The organism is Acinetobacter sp. CIP 64.7 (assembly GCF_000369745.1).
Classification (GTDB): Bacteria; Pseudomonadota; Gammaproteobacteria; order Pseudomonadales; family Moraxellaceae; genus Acinetobacter; species Acinetobacter fasciculus.
In genome coordinates this window covers 100211-115038 of sequence record NZ_KB850177.1, presented here as the reverse complement: position 1 = coordinate 115038, position 14828 = coordinate 100211, and the positions used below count along the sequence as shown (strand labels likewise).

The 14828-nt window shown below is 43.3% G+C and carries 11 protein-coding genes; 6 read left to right on the top strand and 5 right to left on the bottom strand.

The window, feature by feature from the left end; translation table 11 throughout:
• Positions 1–170: 170 nt before the first annotated feature.
• Both F890_RS00540 and F890_RS00535 read right to left on the bottom strand, forming a co-directional pair.
• The gene (locus tag F890_RS00540) at positions 171–1055 is read right to left on the bottom strand and encodes a hypothetical protein (protein WP_005265453.1); all 885 of its coding nucleotides are present in this window, start codon (positions 1053–1055) and stop codon (positions 171–173) included.
• Positions 1052–3913 (bottom strand): type VI secretion system Vgr family protein, encoded by a 2862-nt coding sequence (locus F890_RS00535; RefSeq protein WP_017397709.1) that lies wholly within the window; start codon positions 3911–3913, stop codon positions 1052–1054. Before F890_RS00535 ends, F890_RS00540 begins: the two co-directional genes overlap by 4 nt.
• 246 nt (positions 3914–4159) lie before the next feature.
• Here F890_RS00535 and F890_RS00530 point away from each other — a divergent pair, with 246 nt between their 5' ends.
• Positions 4160–5314 (top strand): methionine aminotransferase, encoded by a 1155-nt coding sequence (locus tag F890_RS00530; RefSeq protein ID WP_005265451.1) that lies wholly within the window; start codon positions 4160–4162, stop codon positions 5312–5314.
• A 128-nt stretch (positions 5315–5442) separates the two neighbouring features.
• Positions 5443–6807, top strand: a complete 1365-nt coding sequence (locus F890_RS00525; RefSeq protein WP_005265449.1) for an MATE family efflux transporter — start codon at positions 5443–5445, stop codon at positions 6805–6807.
• 115 nt (positions 6808–6922) lie between these two features.
• Here F890_RS00525 and F890_RS00520 read toward each other — a convergent pair whose 3' ends face one another.
• Complete coding sequence (locus tag F890_RS00520) at positions 6923–7771, bottom strand: SDR family NAD(P)-dependent oxidoreductase (protein WP_005265448.1); 849 nt, start codon at positions 7769–7771, stop codon at positions 6923–6925.
• Between the two features lie 223 nt (positions 7772–7994).
• On the opposite strand from F890_RS00520, the gene F890_RS00515 reads away from it, so the two are divergent.
• The 3 genes from F890_RS00515 to phoR all read left to right on the top strand — a co-directional run bounded on the left by F890_RS00515 (position 7995) and on the right by phoR (position 11016).
• Entirely contained in the window at positions 7995–8672 is a 678-nt protein-coding gene (locus F890_RS00515) for a TetR/AcrR family transcriptional regulator (protein WP_005265447.1), read from the top strand.
• 249 nt (positions 8673–8921) lie between these two features.
• Positions 8922–9632 carry a phosphate regulon transcriptional regulator PhoB gene (phoB, locus tag F890_RS00510; protein WP_004280972.1) on the top strand — a complete coding sequence of 237 codons (711 nt, stop codon included), beginning with the start codon at positions 8922–8924 and terminating at the stop codon, positions 9630–9632.
• A gap of 25 nt (positions 9633–9657) precedes the next feature.
• Positions 9658–11016, top strand: a complete 1359-nt coding sequence (gene phoR, locus F890_RS00505; protein WP_004732640.1) for a phosphate regulon sensor histidine kinase PhoR — start codon at positions 9658–9660, stop codon at positions 11014–11016.
• 48 nt (positions 11017–11064) lie between these two features.
• Here the strand turns inward: phoR and F890_RS00500 are convergent, their stop codons facing one another.
• Together F890_RS00500 and F890_RS00495 are read right to left on the bottom strand one after the other, a co-directional pair.
• Positions 11065–11715, bottom strand: coding sequence for a glutathione S-transferase family protein (locus tag F890_RS00500; RefSeq protein WP_005265446.1), 651 nt, complete (start codon positions 11713–11715; stop codon positions 11065–11067).
• 160 nt (positions 11716–11875) lie between these two features.
• A complete protein-coding gene (locus F890_RS00495; RefSeq protein WP_005265445.1) occupies positions 11876–12823 on the bottom strand; it encodes a pirin family protein in 948 nt (315 codons plus the stop codon).
• 498 nt (positions 12824–13321) lie between these two features.
• On the opposite strand from F890_RS00495, the gene F890_RS00490 reads away from it, so the two are divergent.
• Complete coding sequence (locus tag F890_RS00490) at positions 13322–14644, top strand: GGDEF domain-containing protein (RefSeq protein ID WP_005265444.1); 1323 nt, start codon at positions 13322–13324, stop codon at positions 14642–14644.
• Positions 14645–14828: the final 184 nt, after the last annotated feature.

The window sequence follows — 14828 nt, the reverse complement described above, 5'->3', positions numbered from 1 at the left end:
AGATCGTACTAGGATGTCTTTTAATAAGTTCAGCAAATTTTCTGGGTGAAAAGCCTTCTTTTCTTGACTCAAGCATTAATGCAGTACGATCTTCAAAGTTAAGATGATGGTATGACAATTTTATATACTCCATAAACCCTTTAAATTAATTAGGTGGTTTATGTCGCACTTCAAGTTTTACTCTGCCCACCCTTAATAATATCTACATCTAATTTCAATTTTATGGAATCTTCTTTAATCCTTTTTACCACATGAGTTTTCGGTTCCAAGGGATTACCATCAGGTTTAAATACCGTGATCTGTATTTTTTCCCCAATCATACTTGGAAATGAAAATTTCCCATTAGAGGTATTTGAAATTTTTGTTATCTTATTTCCCAAATAAAGTATTTCGATCTTTGTATTTTCAACGATATAACTATTTCCTTCTCTATCTAGAAGTTGGATATTTGATTCACTTTTAAAGTTTTCATAGGGTTCATCTAGTTTAATTATTTTTGGTATTTGAGAGCCATGCTCAGAGTTAACAGCACCTTTTAGAGCAAACTCATCATTTGAAGTCAAAACTAGAATTTCAATATCTCGATTAGGTGAAGATACCACCTCTACAATGCCTTGCTCATTGGTATGACGTTCAAATGAACTTTGTTTTCCTTTAGGGCGAGATTTTACCGGGAAACTCGTTAATATTTTCTCATTGCAGTCTATTATTTTAAATAAAGTCGTAACTATACCTTTTGTAGTAGGCATCACTTTTTCTTTATGATACTCCTCTATACTTTTAGGCAAGGATACTTTTACAGGATTCTTTCTAGAAGAAATGATTGAAGAATCAATCGTTTTAATAACGATATAATCTTCCACATTAGGTGGCTTAGCTAAAATTTCCACAGTTCGATTTGGTGAACCCTGAAATATAAATAAACCATCTTTATCTGTTTTATTTGTATTTTCTCTCGATGAACCTTTATAGCGTGATTTAACTTTTAAATTAATGACATATTTTCCTGAAGCATCATAAATTTTTGATGTTATGGTAACTAAATTGCTCATCATTCGACATCCTCTTCAGTATATACATCATCCTCTAAATCCCTTTCTTCTATCTCATTCAATAGTTCATCAATACTTTCATTATCTAAGTCTTGAATGAGATGAGTTTGTAAAGAATTAAATCCTAAAGCCACGAAATCTGTGGGTTGAGAGGTATAGAATCTTAAAGTACTTAATTGATTATTTTCATTTAATACAGACTTCTTAGTTTTAATTAAGTTCCCATCCAACTTATTTAGAATAAAAATTTCTTTTTCTCCTGCAGACTGGTTAGTCCACTGATAGTTAATTTTATTACTGAATAATGTTTTCATTTTTGGAAGATTTATTTTTTGTTCAATAATATTTTGACCTTTCGTAAACAGATGCTGCCCGGCCTTACACTCAAATTTCCCACCAGTTGTGACCACCACTCCACCACCATTGATCTTAATTTGAGACCCTCCAGCGGTCAGTACAATCTCTTTCGGACTGGTGATTTCGATCTTGTCTTCAGTCGAAATAAGCTTGATTACCTTGCGGGCAATCGCTTCAATCGCATCATCTTGGGCTTGTAGTTCAATTTTTCCTTGAGCAGCATAGAGACTCGCACCCTCTTGAGCAGCAAATAAACTGATCTTGTCCTGTGCATGAGCAACTAAAGATTTCTGTGTGGATAAATGAATATTATTCCCGGCACTCTGATTGATTTGGTGATCAGCGGATAAATGAATATTTTCATTTGTGCTCAGTGCAATCGTTTGGGGGGCAGTTAATAACATCACGGCCTGTTTAAATGCGATGGCCTTGGCTTGATCTTCAGCTTCAATCTGACTCAGAAACTGTTTTAAACTATCAAAAAATTGCAGCGGATCAGTCTGCTGTTGTTCAGCAATATCACTCAAGGCTTTACTATGATCGAGATTCGATTCAATCTGCTCTTTGGCACGACTCGCATCCAGGTGATTGCCTGCTGCTGAATCTTGCCGATAAGTGGAGATTAATAAGCCTTTTCCTGCACGTATGGCACCCCACTGGTCTGTCCTTAGTTCAAAACCTTCTCCTCGACCTTCGCTGCTTTCACTTTCTTTAGGATGGCTTAGATTTCCCAGATTGAGCTGACTGGCTGCATGACTACTTTGCAGCTGCGCACTAATCTGTTCAGGGGTATCATCGAAACGCAACTGGTTAAAGCCATCCCCATCGACCTCCTGAGAACGGATGCCACTGAGTTTTTTGGTCGCAGGAAGTTCTCCTTTTGCATCAAACATGGTCGGATGCCGTTCTGCTTCATGAATCCGTCCCACCACAAAGGGCCGGTCGATATCACCGTCAAAGAAGTCAATCACTACAATTTCGCCAATTCGCGGATGCAACCTGATGCCATAACCCTCACCCGCCCAAGGGGTCAAAACATCCACCCAAGCAGAATCGCTATCATTGTCATTGCTACCTGCGCCGCCATCATGCTGATGATCCTCACTCCGGGTAAACAGAAAACGAACTTTCACCCGCCCCCATGCATCGACATGAATCGTTTCACCTTCAGGTCCGACCACTCGAGCCCGTTGCGGATATCCAGCAGGCCGATGAATGAAGGGGTGGTACTCAGGAACAACCTGGATTTCACGGCGCACCATCTGTAGTTCATTGGCCTGTCGTTCCTCCTGTGTCATCTGCCAGCCGCTCTTCTCAAGCAAACTGTCCAGCTGAGATAAGATATCTTTGGGTAAATTGTTCTGGTTATAAAACCGCTTAGCTAAAATCAGAAATTCACGTTGATGGGCAGGATGCTGATCAATTTCAGGATGCTGTTGCAGTTCAAACCAGTATCCAACCTGAGCATCTCGTACGCTGCTACTGGCTTTAAAATATTTAGACTGCAAAGCATGATAGTCACTGAGCTGCTGATTGAGTCGATCCAGTTGGGCTATACCAGATGCTGTCACCTGATCCTCATGATTTAAGTCGCCGGTCCAAGCCGGACTGATGTTCCACGCATCTTCAAGCTGAAGAGTGGCATTTGCATGGATATCACTTTGCTGATGATTACTGAATAAAGGCTGGCTTTGATCCTGGGCAAGTTGCTGGGCATGCCAGCGCTGGGTTTGGGTACTATTCGGATTGAGCTGACGTACCGCAATCAGACTGTTCAGCGTGTCCAGCTGTTCGGTGGCATGACTGCGATGAAACCGGATGGAGCGGCGTTTTAAAGCTGAAAAATATTGGGAATGATCTACCAGTTTTAAAAGCTGATCTTGAATCTCGCTGGCTGATACAGGCACAGTTAATTGCCTTTCATCAATCAGCCAGTTAATTCCTTCGCTACGCCATAAACGGGTCAGAAAATCATAATCCGATTCATTCGACTGCATTACAAAAGGTCGGACATCATAGTCCCGGCTGAGTCCTGTCAAATCCAGGCTGAGACTGGCCGCGAATAATACACTTCTGTTTTGCCATTCACTGAACAGGATTTCACTGATCTCGCGCACCGTCTTATTCATAAAAACCCGACTGTTACGGCGCTTCTGCCAGAGTGCAGTCGGATCATTTAGCATCAATTTATACAGGGTCAAAGCTCCATCATTCTGCCCTTGACTGGCTGCAGTAATAATGCCCGTAGTCCGGAAAAGTTCACCCCGGTCTGTGACCTGATCAATGGCCACCCGACAGCCGATAAACTGTTTCAAGGCAATATGAGCATGAGTGGAAAGACAGATCAGTTCATCCTGCAGGCCTTGATTGATCTGATGCTGACCCTCAATACGCTGAATCAAAACCTGATGATTTAAAGGAGGATGTGAAAACTGTAAATGTAGCGCACGATGCTGTCGCTTAAGCCCGAGCTGCTCCACCAGCATATGGATAGGTTTTGGCATTTTATAGTTATAATTTTAAGCTTTATTATTGTGCGGCAGATTTTAGGAAAAGTTATCCATTTCGTCCAGTTCACGATGCATTTCACATAATTAGGCCTTTAATTTATGACCCTTCAATTAAAAATCTTAAATTGCATGTGGTACATCTTAATTAAAAATATTGCCCAATATTCCCTATTTTTCTGATTATCCTATACGGAACTTGCTGCTACACTCATTCATATCTCATTCTTCAAGGCAAAGGACATGCTGGAACTCCCTTCTAAATTACCTGATTTGGGCGTGACCATTTTTAGTACCATGTCGGCCTTGGCACAAAAACTCGGGGCCTTGAATCTTTCTCAAGGATTTCCGGACTTTGCAGCGCCTCCTGCCTTGATTGAAGCTTTAAACCGGGCCAGCCAGAATGGATTTAACCAGTACGCACCAGGAGATGGTCTGCCAGTCTTGCGAAGTCTGGTGGCAGATCTCTATCAGCAACGTGATCAACTGATTATTGACCCTGTCGAGGAAATCACGATTACCCCTGGGGCGACAATTGCGATTTTTTGTGCCATTCAAGCCACGGTACGTGCCGGGGAAGAAGTTATTATTTTCGATCCCAGCTACGACAGTTATGGACCTGCGGTACAACTGGTCGGGGCAAAGCCAGTGCATATTGCTTTACAGCATCCTGATTTTTCTGTGGACTGGAATCAGGTCAAAGATACCATTAATGACCGTACCCGCATGATTGTTGTGAATACGCCACATAACCCGAGTGGGAGTGTGTGGTCCAAGGCAGACTGGCAACAGCTGATCGAGCTGATTGGCAAGCGTAATATTGTGGTGCTGTCCGATGAAGTCTATGAACATCTGGTTTTTGACGGCGTTCAGCACTATTCGGCATGGTCATTTCCAGAACTTCGGGAGCGTAGCTTCGTGATTGGCTCTTTTGGTAAAACCTTCCATGTCACTGGCTGGAAAACCGGATATTGTATTGCTGCCCCGGCACTGATGAAAATGTTCAGACAGATTTATCAGTTTGCCAGTTTCTGCGGTGTGACACCCGTTCAGGTTGCCTTGGCGGAATATATGCAACTGCATCCTGAGCATATACCTGAACTGTCCTCTTTTTATCAAAATAAACGGGATTTATTTAACTCATCCATTAAAACATCACGCTTTAAATGGACACCTTCTCAAGGGACTTATTTTCAGAACTTAGATTATTCAGAGATTCGGCCTGAGCTCGATGATTTTTCCATGTGCCATTTTCTGGCAGAACAACATGGGATTGTCGCGATTCCAGTCTCCGCGTTCTACCAGCACCCTCCTGCCGATTTACGTCTGCTCAGGTTCTGCTTTGCAAAAAAAGAACAAACTCTGATCCAGGCAGGTCAAATTCTTTCAAAGGTTTAACTCACCTTTTAACTAAAACTCTCATAAAATAAATGCCTTAGTTACTTAAAAGCTAAGGCTTTTTTTTATATTCTGCCGAATAATAGCTACATCAATAAATAGATGATAATTCAATCACAGGATGTCGCATGGCACAGCACTCACTGATTCATCAACAGAATTTATGGAAAGCCTTTCTGGTTTTTCTGTTGCCATTAATTGCGACCAATATCCTGCAAAGTCTCTCCGGCACGATCAATACAGTTTTTGTGGGACAAATGCTCGGAGTGAATGCGATTGCTGCTGTTGCGGTTTTTTTTCCGATCCTGTTTTGCATGATGGCCTTTGTGATTGGTTTATCTGCCGGTTCTACCGTATTGATTGGTCAGGCTTGGGGCGGGAAAAATATAGAAAAAGTACGCTGTGTGGTTGGTTCAACTTTATTTATGACCTTGATTGGCGGCAGCTTAATTGCGCTTCTCGGGGTAATTTTTGCTGAGAATATTCTCTTGGCACTCGGCACAGATCCGGATGTGATGCATTTATCCTTGCCCTATGTGCAGTGGATGCTGGCGGGTAGTCCCTTAATTTTTATCTATATTATTTATACCTCGATCTTGCGCGGCGTTGGTGATAGTACCACTCCCCTGTTCGCTTCCGCACTTACCATTGGGGTGGGTTTAGTGGTGACACCGGTCCTGATTGCCGGTTATTTTGGCTTTCCTAAAATGGGCATTATCTCGCCGGCGATTGCCACTATTCTGGGAAATCTGGCGGTCCTGTTGTTTTTAATCCTGTATTTGAATTATAGGCAACATCCGCTCAGACTGGACTGGGCTTTATTAAAAAATATTCGTCATCAGCCACAGTTGAGCAGAATGATCTTGAAACTGGGGGTTCCTACGGGTGTGCAAATGGTCACGACTTCAGTTGCTGGACTGGTAATTGTCGGACTAGTCAACCGCTATGGTGCAGAAGCAACAGCCGCTTATGGCGCGGTCAATCAGGTCTTAAATTATATTCAATTTCCCGCTTTGTCGATTGCGATTGCTGCGTCTGTATTTGGTGCTCAAGCGATTGGCGCAGGTAAATCAGATCTGCTCAATAAAGTGACCCGGACTGCACTGAGTATGAATATTCTGTTTACCGGCGGTCTGGTGATTCTGGCTTATTTGTTCTCCAAATATTTGATGGCCTTATTTATTACCGATCCTAAGGTTGTAGTATTGGGACAACAACTGCTGTTTATTGTGCTGTGGTCAATTTTGTTCTTTGGCGCCAGTGCTATTTTTGCTTCGATCATGCGTTCAAGTGGTACGGTGACCGTGCCAATGCTGATCAACATTTTTGCCATTCTCTGTATTGAAGTTCCCGCCGCTTATCTTTTTAGCCAGTGGTGGGGTCTGGAAGGTATCTGGTATGCCTATGCATTGGCCTTTGTCAGCCTGTGTATTTTGCAGGGACTGTATTATCAGTTGGTCTGGAAGAAAAAAACGGTTGAAGCGTTGATTTAGATGCAGGATTTTGTATGCCTAGAGCATTACAGTATCTAACACTCTCATTTGCAAAAAATTAGACCCTATTACAGCGATAAAAAAACCCGCTTTCGCGGGTCTGTTTTGCAATTTCTTAAGCAGACTTTTTCTTCTTTTTGCCAAACTGGGTCGCCATTGCAGTGACATGCTGATAACCGGTTGGTAAGATCCGCTGAATCAGGTCAATCGCTTTGGCATCATTGCCGATCAGCAGACGGCGCTTGTCTTTTTGTACCGCCTCCAGAATTTGACGTGCAGCTTCTGCAGGTGGACAACGCAATAATTTATTAAAATTACGGGCTGATTTTTCCGGATTCATACCTAAAGTCAGCAGGCTGTTATTCATTTTTGCCGCATTAGCAATGTTGGTGCGGATACCGCCCGGATGTACACACAGTGCACTCACTCCACAATTTTCTAGATCCAGTTCCTGACGCAAGGATTCAGTAAAACCACGTACCGCAAACTTGGTCGCATTATAAGCAGACTGGGTCGGTTGAGCAGTCAGACCAAACAGGCTGGAAATATTGATGATATGGCCATCGCCAGTTTTCTTGATCAGTGGCAGAAATTCTTTGGTGCCATACACCACGCCCCAGAAATTGATTCCGACGATCCATTCTAGTTCTTCATAAGATGCCCCTTCAACGGTTGAACCCAGCGCAACGCCAGCGTTGTTAAAGATCATATTGACACTGCCATGATCCTGTTCAACCTGTGCCGCCCAGTTACGCACCTGTTCCAGTTCAGCTACGTTTACTTTCTGAATGGTGACATGGACATCACTTTCTTTGAGCAATTCGAGCGTTTGCGCCAGACCCTGTTCATTGATATCACTCAGCGCCAAATGACAACCTTGCTGGGCCAGTAATACCGCCAGTTGCTGGCCAATACCTGAACCGGCACCGGTAATCGCAGCGACTTTATTTTTAAAATTTTTCATTCAATTTCCTTATGTAAAGAACTGCCATTCCATGACAGCAGGATCTTGTTCTGTTGTTTCAGGAGCTAGCACAGATCCTCAATATAGTTTTGACAATATATATTGTCAATAATTATCCCATGTCCTTAGAGGCCAAATTTCAGGGGAGCATTTCTATATAGGTCTAAGCGTGATTTATTGCTAAGATATTCAAAATCTTCATGCAGATGAGCACACAGGCCTTATGACCGATTCAATCGACTCAGCAGCAAAATCACGACCCTCCAAAACTAAGGAACGTCAGTTTAAAGGCCTGTCGATGGCTGAACGGCAGCAGGCACGTCGTGAAAAGCTGATTGAAGCCGGGATTGAAGCCTATGGTAGTTATGGTTTTTTTTCAGTTACCGTCAAAGATATCTGCAATGAAGCCAAACTGACTGAACGTTATTTTTATGAATCTTTCAAGAAAAGCGAACATCTGTTTCAGACCATTTTCTTAAAACTGATTGATGAACTGCAACAGAATGTCATGCAGGCCATGATGCAGGCATCGAGTGATCCGAAAAAAATGATCGAAGCGGGTCTGACAGCCCTACTCACTACCCTGCGTGATAATCCGCGCATGGCACGGATCATTTATATTGATGCCATGCTGGTGCAGGAGCTGCATAATCAGGCCACTATTCATGAAACCATGTCACGTTTCGACCGGATGATTCATGCCTCTGTCATGTTGATGATGCCGCAGTTAAATCGTAGTGAACAGGAAATTTCACTGGTGTCGACTGGTTTAAATGGTTATGTCACCCAAATTGCCATTCGTTGGGTAATGAGTGGTTTTAAGCATTCGCTTGAGGAAGTTTTATCGTCTTGTAGTGTGGTTTTTTTGGCGCTGCTCGAGTCATTTTCCGAGAAAAAATAGCTGTTAAATCCTGTGCTTAATAGGATTTCCTGCATTTACCAGTCAGTTGCAGATTTATGCTGTACTACGGAAATGAGTAAAATTAATTTATGATTTTTTAACAAGTTTCTGCATTATATTTGTCACAAATCTTTGCGAATATCAGCAGTTTTTCCCTTTCTGCAATGATACTGTCATAATTAGTCTTTGTAATAAGCCTGTCATAAATATAAAACGGTTCACCGTTTACATGAAATAGGGTATTGCGTTGTGAAAGATGACTACATATTAATCGTCGATGACGAGCTCCCGATTCGGGAAATGATCCATACCTCTCTGGATATGGCCGGTTTTCAGTGCTTACAGGCAGAAGATGCCAAGCAGGCGCATCAGATGATTGTGGATCAGCGTCCGGCACTGATTTTGCTGGACTGGATGATGCCTGGTGGTGTCAGCGGTGTGGATCTGTGTCGTCGTTTGAAACGTGATGAAAGCCTGTCAGAAATTCCGGTGATCATGCTCACAGCGCGCGGTGAAGAAGACCACAAGGTACAAGGTCTGGATGCCGGTGCCGATGACTACATGACCAAGCCATTCTCGACCCGGGAACTGGTCTCGCGGATTAAGGCAGTACTGCGCCGCGCCAATGCCCTGAGCGGTGAAAAAACCATTGATGCCAATGGTCTGATTCTGGATCCGGTCAGCCAGCGGGTCAATTTTGGCAATAATATTCTGGAAATGGGACCGACCGAATACCGTTTGCTGGCATTCTTCATGACCCATCCGGAACGTGCCTATACCCGTGCGCAATTGCTGGATCAGGTGTGGGGCGGTAACGTCTATATTGAAGACCGGACTATCGATGTGCATATCCGCCGTTTGCGTAAAGTGCTGGAACCTTATGGTGTAGACCGTTTTGTACAGACCGTTCGCGGAACAGGCTATCGCTTTTCGACCCGTTCAGATGTCGCTTTAGGTTAATATCTTTTAAGGTAAATCTTGTTTTATGTATGAACCCTACCCTGTCCCCGAACTGGCACGCGAACACAAAAGAATCCGTTACAGCAGTTTATGGGATTTTGCGAAGCAGGATTTACGCCTACTGGCTTTTTTCCTAATTATCGCCAGCTTTATCGGTTTTGGGATTGGGTATTTCTGGATTTGTATCGTAATTGCCTTCGTGGCATTCTTTGCGACCCAAATGCGTTCCTTATATCTGGTCAATGAATGGATTTCCAATCGCCCTTATGATGTTCCACCGAATATTGGCGGGATTTGGGGTGCGCTACTTTTCAATGTTTATCGCGCCCAACGTCAGGAACGGATTGTTCAGGCGGAAATGGTCGAACTGATTGATCGTGCACAATCTTCGCTGGTGGCCTTGCAAGAAGCTGTGGTGCTGCTTGATGAAAACCAGCAGATTGAATGGTGGAATCCGGCGGCTGAACGTCTGCTCGGAATCTCCAGTGATGACCGTCGCCGTAATATCCTGACCTTGTTACGCCAACCGAGCTTTATCGAATACTATCACCATATTGATGAATCTCCCGACGGCCTGAAAATGCGTTCTTCGCTGTTTGAAGACCACTATGTGCAGGTTAAAATGACCCGTTTTGGCGGAGAAAGTCGGGTACTGGTCGCTTATGATGTGACCCGGATGCACAATCTGGAACAGATGCGAAAGGATTTCGTCGACAATATTTCCCATGAACTGCGCACTCCTTTGACCGTACTCAGTGGCTATATTGAAACCTTTACCGATCAGGAAGATATCAATCCACGCTGGAAACGCGCTTTTGATCAAATGCAGTCGCAAACCCGACGCATGAATGCACTGGTCAACGACCTGCTGCTGCTGTCACGTCTGGAAAATGATAAAAATATTGCCAAAAACCAGATCATTGAAATGCCAAGTCTGATGAACCAGCTATTCGATGATGCCCAGGCCTATAATATTGATTATGGTCATACCCTGAATCTGGACATTGACAGTCATTGCGATCTGATCGGTTCAGATATGGAACTGGCCAGCGCCTTTAGCAACCTGATTACCAATGCCATCAAGTATACGCCTAAAGGCGGCACCATCACCATCGGCTGGCATGATGACGGTGAATCGGCCTATTTTGTGGTGCAAGATAACGGCATCGGTATTGATCCCAAGCATCTGCCACGTCTGACCGAGCGTTTTTACCGCATCGATTCAGACCGCAGCCGTCGTACTGGCGGTACCGGTTTGGGATTGGCAATTGTTAAACATGTACTCATGCAGCATCAGGCACATCTGGAAATTGAGTCCAAGGAAAACCAAGGTTCCACGTTTAAGGTAGTTTTCCCCAAAGAACGTCTCAGCTTTCCGGACTAATCTCACAAAATCAAAAAAGGTACCATCGGCACCTTTTCTTTTAAGCGTTTAAGAGCTGATCTGTTTTTCTTTGGACAGTGCACGCGCATAGGCAGCACGTTGCGACACCCGTTTAAGATAGGCTTGAATCGCTGGATAGCTTTGACCCGTCCGGCTCTGCATGGCCTCCAAAGGAAAACTCATCTGAATATCCGCAAAACTGAAATGCCCGGCAAAATAATCATGCTCACTCAAATAGCTTTCCAGAAACTGGATATGATCTTTTAAACGGCTCTGTACAAATTGCTTTTTCACCCCATCACAGATTTTCTTGGCCACAGGTCGAATCAGCAAAGGCGTATGTTTAGGCACTGTGGTCATTACCAGTTGCATCACCAGCAGCGGCATTAACGAGCCTTCCGCATAATGCATCCAGTAACGGTACTGGGCCTTGTCGGCAATATCTTCTGGGCGAAACTGCTGCTTTTCATCATAAGTTTCCTGCAAATATTCCAGGATCGCCGCAGATTCTGCCAGTACCTGACCCTGATCGACCAGAATCGGGGCTTTGCCCAACGGATGGATCTGTTTTAAGGCCGGTGGCGCAGAAAGGTTGGGCTGACGTTTATAGTATTTAACCTCGTAATCCAGTCCTAATTCTTCCATGGCCCACAGGATACGAAATGATCGTGATTGTTCGAGATGATGTAAAACACGCATATTAGACTCATGATTTTATTGTTTTTGCCCACTGAGCATAGCAAAAAGCAGCAGACTCTAGCTCATTTTTTGATGACTGTAATGATATGTATCCTATGTTGCAGATTCATTATTTGAGTTCAACTCAGACAGCGTTCCATATTCCCATCATTTTTAGCATTTATCGGGAAGCCCGCATCTGGTCTGGAAATGCAGGCGCTTCTAAACGTGGTCCATCATAGGCAGGAATGGAACCAAAACGTTCATGACCTTCAATCCATTGTTCCCGCGCAATTTTAAGTTCCTCTGTCGTACGCCCGACCAAATTCCACCACAGTAAAATCGGGCTTTCAAATGGTTCCCCACCAATCAATAACACCCGACTCCCGGCATGAATTTCAGCATTGACCTGCTGTAAGCCCGGCTCAAGGATCAACATATTATCCTCTGTCAGTTCATGCCCATTGATGCTGGCCGTCCCTTCAAGCACCATAAAACCATATTCAAATTTCGGATTCAGCGGCAAGCGCATACTGCTACTTTCAGCTGCATACACATCCACGCCTAGCAATTCACTATGTACTTTAACTGGTGATCTCGTTTTTAAATATTCTCCGACCAGCACGGTAAATTCAATGCCTTGCTCATTTATGACCGGCAATTCAGGATAATGTTCAAAACCCGGTGCCATATTGATCTTGTCATCCGGCAAGGCAATCCATAACTGCGCTGCATGCATATGCGTTTCACTTTCAGGAGAGACTTCGGTATGTGAAATGCCATAACCCGAGGTCATCAGATTGACCTGCTTGGGACGAATCAACTGCTGATTTCCCAGACTGTCATTGTGCATCATGCTGCCTTCGATCATCCATGTAAAGGTCTGCAGACCAATGTGCGGATGTGGTCCGATATCCAGACCATCTCCTTGCGGGAAAATGGCCGGACCCGCATGATCCAGAAAACACCAGGCACCAATCATGCGCTTATGTCTGCTTGGCAAGGCACGTTTAATCACGGTGCCCTGTCCGATTTCCGCGCGACGTAAAGGAAACTCCTGAATAAACTGATTCACATACTTTTCACAATCATCGGAATTCGACAGTTCAATATCACTATTATTCGACATGGCTGAGCTTACCTCGGCATTTTCATTCTACTTTTGAGTGGGTGAGACATGCATTTGACCGATTCAAGATGCCTCTCTGTTCAGGACAATGTACAGGGTCTATGGGCAAAATCTATCCCTGGAAATATTTAGATACGTATAAAACGCCTCACTAGTCTCATTAATTTAAATCCTGAAAGGCAGATGGGATTTGTATCCAAAGCCCCCAAAATTAAGTTTTAGCAAGGCAATCATGATTTAGGCACATGGCGTTATGAGTTTAAATAAACTGAAGGTCAGGAATATCATTTATGTTTCACGTGAAACGAATCCATAACAACCAAATATCCCAATGAATAAGATGATTATTCATGTATTTCAATCGCTTTCAATTTTACAAAACACAAATTTTGTTACGTTTTAGCTTTAAAAACTTCCCGGATACCCAATTTTTGGGAGGTTATTTTTTACTCAACCACGGCATAATAGGCACCTATAAAAATAACACTGGACCAGGACATGTCTGCTCAGAATGAGAATATATATTCAACGGCGAATGTATCTTTTCAAAATTCGACGACCGATAAATCACTGAAATTATCTGAATGTGATCTGCAGAACCGTCAGCTGATTGAACAGGCGCTAACAGATCCTCATGCCCGTATTCCTGCCCCGTTTCAGCAGTATTTTCATGATTATGTCTATACGCATAGTCATCATAACTTGCGTCAAATTAACTATCTGGCGCAAATTGCCTTTTTACTGTATTTCTTTGCCGATATTCTGATTATTCCAGACATGTTTTTTATTTCTGGTCTGATGCGCGTCGTTCTGGTTCTGGGCGCCATGTTTTGCTGTTATTACCTGTTTAAAAAACATAAAAACATTCAGATTCTGGACAGAATCTTGCCGATAGGTACCACTGTGGCTGCAGCGGCATGGATTGGCTTACTCGCGCTTTCAACCAGTCCCCATGTTGCTACCTATATTTATGCCTCTGCGATCTTTATTCTCATCGCCAATCTCTGTGTGCAGACCCAGTTTAAAGTCGCAGTCTATTGCTCCATCTTGATTGCCCTGTTTATCATGCTTGGGGTGACCCAGTTCATGAGTGCTTCTCAAGCCTTTATTTTTAGCGTGGTCTTTAGTCCACTGTGGTTTTTTAGTATTTATATTAACTGGAATAATATTCTGAATGTGCGGCGTTCTTTTTTGCGCTCCCTGCTTGATGAATGGAACTATCAAACCTTAAAGAATCTGGCCCATACCGATGATTTGACCCAACTCTACAACCGTCGCCATTTTGTCGATATGGCTGAACGCTCTATTCATCAATGGCCTAAACATGCCAGTAGCTGCCTGTTGATGTTTGATGTGGATCATTTTAAAAATATTAATGATAGCTATGGGCATGATGTTGGTGATCGGGTGCTACAACTGATTGCTGAGGTGACCCGTAAAGAAATGCGGCATAGCGATGTACTGGCACGTTTTGGCGGGGAAGAGTTTATCGCTCTCCTGGAAGATACTCAGCTACAAGACAGCCTGGTGATTGCAGAACGAATTCGTTGTGCAATTCAAAAGCAGTATATTTATGTTGAATCCAATCATGCCATCCGGTTCACCATTTCGATCGGTGTTGCAGAACTAGAATCCCATACCCAGACTCTGGAAGATCTGATCAAACAAGCCGATATCGCCTTATATCAAGCCAAGAAGTCTGGCCGAAACCGGATTGAAGTCTATCATCCGGATATGCTGAATAAGCCCAAGCCAGCAACAGAAAATCCCTGGAATGTATTTAAGCCAGACACTCAACCAGCCCAGTCAACGGCGAATTAAAGCTGAATCATTAGTCTGTTCTATAAGCTAGGATCATTCTTAGAATGCGTTAATCGGGGATTTCATTTTATAAAATAAATTTGATTCTTCCACTTTTAAAATATCCAACAAAAGAATAGAATATTTTTTATACAACTATATATAAATTTCATCTTATTCATTTTTATATATTTTAATTTGGGAA

Bases quoted from the DNA above. Each gene is read 5' to 3' on its own strand.
- F890_RS00540 (WP_005265453.1), bottom strand. From the start codon at position 1,055: ATGATGAGCAATTTAGTTACCATAACATCAAAAATTTATGATGCTTCA.
- F890_RS00535 (WP_017397709.1), bottom strand. From the start codon at position 3,913: ATGCCAAAACCTATCCATATGCTGGTGGAGCAGCTCGGGCTTAAGCGA.
- F890_RS00530 (WP_005265451.1), top strand. From the start codon at position 4,160: ATGCTGGAACTCCCTTCTAAATTACCTGATTTGGGCGTGACCATTTTT.
- F890_RS00525 (WP_005265449.1), top strand. From the start codon at position 5,443: ATGGCACAGCACTCACTGATTCATCAACAGAATTTATGGAAAGCCTTT.
- F890_RS00520 (WP_005265448.1), bottom strand. From the start codon at position 7,771: ATGAAAAATTTTAAAAATAAAGTCGCTGCGATTACCGGTGCCGGTTCA.
- F890_RS00515 (WP_005265447.1), top strand. From the start codon at position 7,995: ATGACCGATTCAATCGACTCAGCAGCAAAATCACGACCCTCCAAAACT.
- phoR (WP_004732640.1), top strand. From the start codon at position 9,658: ATGTATGAACCCTACCCTGTCCCCGAACTGGCACGCGAACACAAAAGA.
- F890_RS00500 (WP_005265446.1), bottom strand. From the start codon at position 11,715: ATGCGTGTTTTACATCATCTCGAACAATCACGATCATTTCGTATCCTG.
- F890_RS00495 (WP_005265445.1), bottom strand. From the start codon at position 12,823: ATGTCGAATAATAGTGATATTGAACTGTCGAATTCCGATGATTGTGAA.
- F890_RS00490 (WP_005265444.1), top strand. From the start codon at position 13,322: ATGTCTGCTCAGAATGAGAATATATATTCAACGGCGAATGTATCTTTT.